The following is a 9,626-nucleotide window of genomic DNA, read 5'->3' on the forward strand; positions in this document are numbered from 1 at the left end:
ATGGTCGGCGCTTTGGCTCTACGCTGAAGCGCCAAACTATCTTTTTAAAAATATACATCAAATAACAGCTCGATCGCTACGCCCAATCTTATGGATAGGGACGGGGCGAGGCTCTTCAATACCAATTATTATGAAACAAAAATTTACTTACCTCTTATTCCTCCTTACATTCTCTACCTTAATCGGTATCGGGAATATGGCGGTTGCACAAACTGTAAGTGGCACGGCAACAACAACAGGTTGCAGCAGCGGCGGTACCATTACGGCAACCCAAACGGGATTGGGTGCCACGCCACAGTACCAGCTTTTACTGGCAGGAACAGTTGTAGCCCCAGTTGCAGGCGATGCGACGCAGTTTACCAACAGCAATGTGTTTACTAGTTTGATCAGTGGCAGCTATACCCTGAAGGGTAGGGCAAGCGCTGCGGGTACGGTCTATACAAGTTCGGCCATAACAGTAGCCAATGGTTATACCGCAATGAACGTGGTGACACCAACCAAAACCACGCCATGTGCGACAGGTACGGTTGCATTGGTAACCACGGTAACAGGAGGGAAGGCAAATTATGTTTACAGTATAGCTTCGCAGTCTGCGCCTGGCACAGCCCTACAGACTTCTACAGCAACAAGCGCATTAACCTTTACATTTAATGCATTGCCTGTAGGTGCTTACATTGTTAGCGTAACCGATAACTGTGGTGCAACGGTAACCAGTGCAACTTCTATTACCCAAAGCGGTGCAACAATAAACCAGATTTTCCCACAATCATTCGTTATAGGAAGATCAGTTGCTGGAGACTGTTCTAATAAAATAATTATAAGAGCTAAAGATAATTTTGCCTATGTGGGCCAAACAGTTGTTATGAGTTCTACTGATAAAGCTAATTTCAGCTGGCGCTTAGAATTTAATGGCTTAAGTTATGGTCAGGATACCAATGCGGATGGCAATCCGGATTTGGGCGGGGCAGATTTTCCATTAACAACCTACCTAACTACTTTGCCAGGTGGAATAACCGATATAAGTGCAGCATTAGCAGGTGGTGCTAAAATGGTCATCTACGATAAATGTGGCAATTCCAAAAAATTTACACCGGTCACTACAGGAGTTTCATTGACAGCTAATACCTGCGGTTCAAACGGTACGATGATTTTAAATGAAGGTGGAGGTATTGGTACCTATTCAATGGCTTGTTACCCACTAAACTTCGTTTTTACAAGTGCAGGTCACCCCACTATTAATTATAGCTTAACGAGTGCTTATGCAACCGTTTCTGGATTTGTTCCAGGAGCCACTTATAGTGTAACTTACTCTGATGCGATAGGAACAACAACAAACTTATCAACCAATGCAACCGTATCTTTTCCAAGTGCAACAAATACTGTAGGCATAGCAGGTGCTCCAAGAAGAGTAGGGTTGTTCTATAACCAAGGTTTAGTTTACTTACAGTCTACTATAAACAATCCTGGAGATGTAATTAGTGTTAAGGTATTATCTACGGATGTACCATCTATGGCAGGTTATACATGGACATATAATGTAACTTCAACGGCAGCTATTGGTATAGACGTTCCTGCTGTTTCATCACCTTATTGGCCTGCTGGAAATTATACACTTCAGCTCACTACGGGTTGTGGTACACAAAATATTAACTATACAGTTTTTGGGTATAAAGGCGTACTAAGCAGTTTGAGTACTTCACCTGTTTGTGGAGGTTTTAATGTTACTGCAAATACAACCTTAGTTGAAGATCCTACATATTATGAAATTGTTATAGTTTCCGGCCCATCAAACGTAGGTGATGTTCGTGCTTTGGTGGATGTAAATACCAGCCAGCCATTCAATGGCCTTGCTTACGGAACTTATGTTTTTGGCATTAGACCAAAAAGTGGAAATGTTTTCAACACTGTTTCGGTTACCTATTCTGCAGCTAACGCGATTACTGTAGATAAGGCCAACACGGGCGGTTTCGTCTGCAGTGCAGGCGCAACCAATGGAGTATTAACCATAACAGCTGCTTCGAACTCACCATCTCCTGGCAATGTGCTGCAATATGCACTAAGCACCGATGGTGGCGGTACTTATGGCGCCTACCAGTCCGGCAATACCTTTTCGGGCTTAACCAATACCACTTATTTCTTTAAGGTAAAGGATGCCTGCGGGAACGAGATCACCAGTTCGGCACAGATCAGTGTGGCGGCAGCGCCAACGGCAACAGCCAATGGTCTTCCAAGCACCGCACAGGTATGCAAAACAGCGGGCGGTACCATGGCACTCAATGTAGATGCGGTGGGTACTGGCGTTACCTATACCTGGAGCGGTCCGGGCATTTCCAGCACTGTTGGCGATCCGGCCTATAAGGGGCTTAAAAATCCGGTCATCAGCCTTGATGGCCTTACCGCAGGTGCACAGAGCTATTCGGTATCGGTACTGAACCCGGCCTGTAGCGCAACGGCAACCGTATCCAACCTTTCTGTAAATATCAATGCACTGCCAACGGCATCGATTTCATATCCAGTCGGCATCTGCCAGTCGGATGCAGCTAAAAGCGTAACCCTAACCGGGCAAACGGGCGGAACCTATACCGCACTTCCGGCAGGATTGACCATAGATGCAACAAGTGGAGCAATAACGCCATCGAGCAGCACCACTGGTACATATACAGTGACCTATACCTTTACCAACGGTACCTGTCCGAATACGGCAACAGCCTCGGTAACCATTAATGCACTGCCAACAGCAACCATTGCCTATCCTGCAACACCCTACTATGCAACAGGAACGGCAGCAGTAGTACAAACAGGGCAGGGTGCAGGTACTTATACATCAAGTCCGGCAGGTCTGAGCATCAATGCCTCAACAGGTTTGGTAGATCTTGGTGCAAGCACGGTGGGTACATATACAGTAACCTACACTTTCAGCAATGGAACCTGTTCGAGCACAACGACTGCTCCTATCAAAATTTTAAGCCCGAGCGTAACGGGAACGCCCGCAACCACAGGCTGTAAATCTGGTGGAAGCATTACCGCGGTGCCAACAGGTTTGGGTGGAACGCCACAGTACCAGTTACTTAAGGGCGGGGTGGTATTGGCACCGGTTGCGGGCGATGCCACTCAGTATACCAATACGGCACTTTTCACGGGGCTATTAAGCGGAACCGATTATGTGATCAAGGCAAAATCGGCTCCAACGGCAACGGTTTACAGCAGTGCGAACATTACCGTAACCAATGGTTATACAGATATGGCAGTTTCTACCCCAACAAAAGTTTTAACCTGCGTTGGCGGAACAACGACTCTAACTACAACGGTTACTGGCGGAAAATCTACCTATATCTACAGCATCGCGCTTCAGAGCAGTCCAGGTACAGCAATAGAAACCAGCGCATCAACTAGTGCAACATCTTATACTTTTGGTTCTTCTACACCTTTACCGGTAGGAACTTACTTGGTGAGTGTAACGGATGCCTGCGGAATTACGGTAACAGGTGCGACAAGTATTTCAAATCCAACTGTCGGATTGGCTGATATTGCTGCATCTACTGCTTATCCAAATAGAGGAGCGAATTGCTCCAATCCGATTCAGCTTAGCGTAGAGAGTGGATTTAGATATGTATCTCCTGTTCAAAACTTATCAGCAGCTGATGCCGCATTGTTTACATGGAAATATAAATATTTAGGCCAATTATATGGACAGGATACCAATTCAGATGGTTATCCTGATATAAATGGTCCGGGTTTCCCATTAACAACTACAAGCCCAAGATTTCCTTTAGGAGCAACTAGAGCAGCTATTGTAGCTGATATTCCTAATATGAGAGTCGTAATTTACGATGCTTGCGGAAATACAAAAGAATCGCTTTTGAGGAATTACAACACAACTGTTTCTAGTATTTCAGCTACCAATTGTAGTGGTAATCCTATCTTATTGTCACAAATTAATGCAGGTTTAGACTGCCTTCCAGTTCATCTTACTTTTACAAGATCAAATAATCCTGCAGAAATCTATACATATGATGTTACTTCATATAATCAAACGTTTACACTGCCATTAGTAGCAGGAGGAACATATAATATTACTTATATAGATAATGAAGGTTTTACAACAGGCTTATATGCCCCAACTTCAAATACAATAACAGTACCTGCTACACCAACTATAAATGTTAGTCAAAACCTTTTTGGAACACAAGAAAACTTAAATGCCTTAAATTATGGATTGCTGAGGATTGCAGTAAGTCCTTACAATGTTGGGGATATCATAACTTATACTGTAACTGCTTCTAATAATCCGTTGGTACCAGTTGGTACAAATGGTAGTGCAACATTAGATGGATTAGGTTATACATTTTTACCTAAAGTAAATTCCTCAGATCCGAATGGTTACTGGCCAAAAGGAAATTATACCATATCGGTTAGTAGTGGTTGTGGTGTTAAGAGCACGAATGTAGTTGTTGCCGGATTTAAGGCAAGCTTGACTGGAAATACCTTAACCCCTGTTTGCGGTGGTTTCAACTATGTTTTAAACGGTGTTTTTGATGTGCCTTCTGCCTATCAGGTTAAGATTGCCGCAGGCTCTGCGAGCAATGTTGGCCAGACTAGGGATCTTGCAAGTACAACAGCATCGAACTCATTCGACGGCCTAACCAACGGCAATTACACTTTTCAGGTATTTATCAAGGGCGGTACAACTGCTGTACTTACTCAAACAGTAAATTTAAGTTCTGCCAATGTACTAAGCGTTGATAAATCAAACACTGGCGGTTATGTTTGTACTTCTGGTGCGAGCAACGGCACGCTTACCATTGCAGCAAGCACTCTTTCACCTGCACCCGGCAATACACTTACCTATGCACTGGGTACGAGCACTGGCGCACCTTACGGAGCATTCCAGAGCGCAAACACCTTTACGGGCTTAAGTGCGGGCACCTATTTCTTTCAGGTTAAGGATGGTTGTGGAAACGTAATTACCTCAAGCGCACAGATAGGTGTTGCGGCTGCACCGTCTATCAGTATTGATGGCGGAAGTAACCCTGCAACAACCTGTAATACGGGTACAGGAACCATGCAACTGGATGTGGATGTGCTAGGCGCAAGCTCTTACCTTTGGACAGGTCCGGGCATCACCGTTGCCAACAGAAACCTGAAGAACCCGGTCATCAATAAAAGTTCTCTAGGGGTTGGGCCAAATAATTACACTTGCCAAATTGTTTTGGGAGCGCCATGTAATACAACCACAACTGCAACTGCAGTAATCAATGTAAATAGCCTGCCAACGGTCGTAACGGTTGCCCCGTCGGCACCATGTTTTCCGGGTACGGTAGATTTAACGGCTCCTGCGGTAACTGCGGGCAGTTCATCAGGTCTCACGTATTCATATTATACCGACGCAACGGGAACGAATGTTCTGACTAATGCAAATGCTGTAGCTACAAGCGGGACTTATTATATTAAGGGAAGCAACGGAACCTGTTCGGACATTAAGCCTATAATGGTAACCATCAATCCGCTTCCGGTAGCAAGTATCAGCTATGCGTCTGGTCCTTACTGCAGACGCGGTACTGCAACGGTAACACAGACGGGCCAGGCCGGCGGAACCTATAGCTCTGACGCTGGATTATCGATCAGTGCCTCAACAGGAGCAATAGACCTGTCGAACTCTACAGTTGGCACGCACACGATCACCTATAGTTTTGCCAACGGAACCTGCTCAAGTACAACCGCAAATACAATTACAATTAATGCGAACAAACTGCCTACTACTTTGGCAGATATCAGTGCGGTCTGCAGTGCAACACGTGCCGCACCGACCCTTACAGATCCATGTTCGGGCGGTCTGACGGCCACAACGGCAACCGCATTCCCGATTACCGCGGCAGGTACAACGGTCGTAACGTGGACATTCGACTACGGCAACGGTTATACCCAGACGGTAAACCAGAACGTGATCATTACGCTTCCGGCAACGCCGACCATTACCCCTTCAGGTACGACAACTTTCTGTACGGGCGGTTCGGTAGACCTTTCGGCAACAACGGCAACGGCCTACCGCTGGTCTAAAAACGGAACTGTAATTCCTGGCGCAACATCGCAGATCTACAATGCAACAACAAGCGGGAGCTATACAGTTGAGGCTGGCAACGGAACCTGTTATTCTGCAGCCTCTGCACCTGTAACGGTAACAGTCAATCCTTTGCCATCTGTACCTACGGTAACTACGACATTGGCGACCTGTTCAGCTAGCGGAACGGCAACCATCAGCAACTACTCGGCAACCAATACATACGCGTTTTTACCTTCAGGCCCAACAGTTGGGGCAGGCGGTGCGATCAGCGGAATGACGGCCGGAACCAGCTACACGGTAACAGCGAACAACGGAAGCTGTACATCATCTGCATCATCAAGCTTCAATATCGGAGCAATGCTCCCAACGCCGGCAGCACCAACGGTAACCACGACTGCGGCAACCTGTTCTGCAAACGGAACGGCAGCGTTAAGCAACTACGTTTCAACGAATACATACGCGTTTTTACCTTCAGGCCCAACAGTTGGGGCAGGCGGTGCGATCAGCGGAATGACGGCCGGAACCAGCTACACGGTAACAGCGAACAACGGAAGCTGTACATCATCTGCATCATCAAGCTTCAATATCGGAGCAATGCTCCCAACGCCGGCAGCACCAACGGTAACCACGACTGCGGCAACCTGTTCTGCAAACGGAACGGCAACGGTAAGCAACTACTCGGCAACCAATACATACGCGTTTTTACCGGCAGGCCCAACAGTTGGGGCAGGCGGTGCGGTCAGCGGGATGACAGCCGGAACCAGTTATACGGTAACGGCGAACAACGGAAGCTGTACCTCATCTGCCTCGTCAAGCTTTGCCATCGGAGCGATGCTGACAGCACCATCTGCACCGACAATCACTACGACAGTAGCAACCTGTTCTGCAAACGGAACGGCAACGGTAAGCAACTACGTTTCAACGAATACATACGCGTTTTTACCGGCAGGCCCAACAGTTGGGGCGGGCGGTGCGATCAGCGGGATGACAGCCGGAACCAGCTACACGGTAACGGCGAACAACGGAAGCTGTACCTCATCTGCCTCGGCAAGCTTTACCATCGGAGCGATGCTGACAGCACCATCTGTACCAACGGTAACCACGACTGCGGCAACGTGTTCGACAAACGGCACGGCAACCATCAGTAACTACGTTTCGACCAATACATACGCGTTTTTACCTTCAGGCCCAACAGTTGGGGCGGGCGGTGCGGTCAGCGGGATGGCAGCCGGAACCAGCTACACGGTAACGGCGAACAACGGAAGCTGTACCTCATCTGCCTCGGCAAGCTTTGCCATCGGAGCGATGCTGACAGCACCATCTGCACCTACGGTAACCACGACTGTGGCAACCTGTTCTGCAAACGGAACGGCAACGGTAAGCAACTACGTTTCAACGAATACATACGCGTTTTTACCTTGAGGCCCAACAGTTGGGGCGGGCGGTGCGGTCAGCGGGATGACAGCCGGAACCAGCTACACGGTAACGGCGAACAACGGAAGCTGTACATCATCTGCATCATCAAGCTTCAATATCGGAGCAATGCTCCCAACGCCGGCAGCACCAACGGTAACCACGACTTCGGCAACGTGTTCTGCAAACGGAACGGCAACCATCAGTAACTACGTTTCTACCAATACATATACATTTTTACCTGCAGGCCCAACAGTTGGAGCAGGCGGTGCGATCAGCGGAATGACGGCCGGAACCAGCTATACGGTAACGGCAAATAACGGAAGCTGTACATCAGGTGCATCATCAGGCTTCAGTACTGCCCCGATGCTGGCAACGCCATCGGCACCAACAGTATTGGTTACGGCACAGCCTGTATGCGGAACACCTACGGGAAGCATTGCTATAACAGCGGTAACCGGGGAGACCTACAGTGCTGACGGAGGCGCATATTCTGCGACCCTGACCTATGCAGGTCTAGCTCCGGGCATACATACCGTAAGAGCAAAAAGTGCGGGCGGGTGTATCTCGAACACAACAAACATTACCATCAGTCCTGCAAAGGCAACGGCCAACGCACCTACAGTTTCGGTTACGGCCCAGCCGGTATGCGGAACGGCAACGGGAAGCATTGCGATTACTGGTGTAACGGGCGAGACCTACAGCATCGACGGCGGTGCATATTCTGCGAGCCTGACCTATAGCGGACTGGCCCCAGGCACGCACATCGTAACGGCAAAAAGTGCTGACGGCTGTGTCTCTACGGGCACGGACGTTGTGATCGGCCCTGCGAAGGCAACAGCTGGCACGCCGACAGTTTCGGTAACTGCCCAGCCTACCTGTGCGCTGGCTACGGGAAGCATCGGGATTACGGGCATAACCGGCGAGACCTACAGTGTCGACGGGGGCGCCTATACCGCGACCCTGACCTACAGCGGCCTGGCCAGCGGAAGCCATACGGTAACCGCGAAGAGCGCGGACGGGTGTATCTCGAACGCAGCGAACATAACCATCAGCGCCCAGCCTGCAACGCCTGTGGCAACAATTTCCTATGGCTCGGCGCAGTACCAGGCTGTGGGCACGGCAAGCGTGATCCAGACCGGCCAGACTGGCGGAACCTATACGGCAAGCCCGTCGGGACTGGGGATAAACGGAACCACGGGAGCGATCGACCTCGGTGCGAGCACGCCAAACCAGACCTATACGGTAACCTATATGTTCAGCAACGGAAGCTGTACGGGCACGGCAACGGCAACGGTGAGGGTAAACTCTACGCCTGCCACGATAGCCTACGCGAAGCCTGCCTACTGCGCAGGCGGAACTGCGGACATTGTGCGCACGGGCCCTGCGGACGGAACCTATACGGCCAGCGCAAGCGGGCTTAGGGTAAATGCCTCTACGGGAACCATAAACCTTGGAGCAAGCACACCGGGAAGCTATACGGTAACCTATACCTACCGGGACGGAACGATCACGGCGACTGCGGTTACCTCGGTAACGGTTAACGCAATGCCGGTGGTATCGGTATCGAGCGACCTTGGCACGGACATCTCAAGGGGCGACATTGCAACCCTTACGGCGACCGGCGGAAGCACGTACAGCTGGAGCGGACCGGACATCCAGAGCGGACAGAACACGGGAACGCTTAAGGTACGCCCGAGACAGACGGCGACCTATACGGTAACGGCGACAAACGCCAGCGGATGCCCGGATGTAAGACAGATCACGATAAACGTAACGGACGACTTCAAGCTTGTGCCGAACAACGTGGTCACGCCGAACGGGGACGGTAAGAACGATACCTGGGTTGTGAAGAACCTGGACTATTACCCGAACAACACGGTAGGGATCTACGACAGGGCGGGCAGAAAGGTCTACGGAACGAGCAGCTACAAAAACGACTGGGACGGTACCTACAACGGCCAGCCGCTGGCCGAGGGCGCATACATCTACGTGATCGACCTGGGCAAGGGCATCGGGCTTCTTAGGGGCACGATCTCGATCATCAGGGACAACAGATAATTGAAGAAAACAGAAACAGGCCTTCCCGCAGGGGAGGGCCATCAAGAACATAAGAGAATGAAAAAGATACTGATCATATCGGCAATGCTCC

The 9,626-nt window shown here is 49.5% G+C and carries 5 protein-coding genes; 2 read left to right on the top strand and 3 right to left on the bottom strand.

What is annotated here, in order from left to right; all coding sequences use genetic code 11:
• Positions 1–130: 130 nt before the first annotated feature.
• The gene (locus DF947_RS21230; protein WP_146202960.1) at positions 131–7,483 is read left to right on the top strand and encodes a beta strand repeat-containing protein; all 7,353 of its coding nucleotides are present in this window, start codon (positions 131–133) and stop codon (positions 7,481–7,483) included.
• Between the two features lie 53 nt (positions 7,484–7,536).
• On the opposite strand, the gene DF947_RS22335 is transcribed toward DF947_RS21230, so the two are convergent.
• The 3 genes from DF947_RS22335 to DF947_RS22345 form a co-directional block, all read right to left on the bottom strand.
• The gene (locus DF947_RS22335; protein ID WP_158526311.1) at positions 7,537–7,677 is read right to left on the bottom strand and encodes a hypothetical protein; all 141 of its coding nucleotides are present in this window, start codon (positions 7,675–7,677) and stop codon (positions 7,537–7,539) included.
• Positions 7,678–7,773: 96 nt separating this feature from the next.
• Complete coding sequence (locus tag DF947_RS22340; RefSeq protein WP_158526312.1) at positions 7,774–7,914, bottom strand: hypothetical protein; 141 nt, start codon at positions 7,912–7,914, stop codon at positions 7,774–7,776.
• Positions 7,915–7,980: 66 nt separating this feature from the next.
• Positions 7,981–8,145: a hypothetical protein gene (locus tag DF947_RS22345; RefSeq protein ID WP_158526313.1), complete on the bottom strand. Its 165-nt coding sequence runs from the start codon at positions 8,143–8,145 to the stop codon at positions 7,981–7,983.
• A gap of 145 nt (positions 8,146–8,290) precedes the next feature.
• Here DF947_RS22345 and DF947_RS22350 point away from each other — a divergent pair, with 145 nt between their 5' ends.
• Entirely contained in the window at positions 8,291–9,535 is a 1,245-nt protein-coding gene (locus DF947_RS22350) for a T9SS type B sorting domain-containing protein (RefSeq protein WP_158526314.1), read from the top strand.
• The last annotated feature ends 91 nt before the right edge of the window (positions 9,536–9,626 follow it).

The sequence above is a fragment of the Pedobacter paludis genome (assembly GCF_003173575.1).
GTDB lineage: Bacteria > Bacteroidota > Bacteroidia > Sphingobacteriales > Sphingobacteriaceae > Pedobacter > Pedobacter paludis.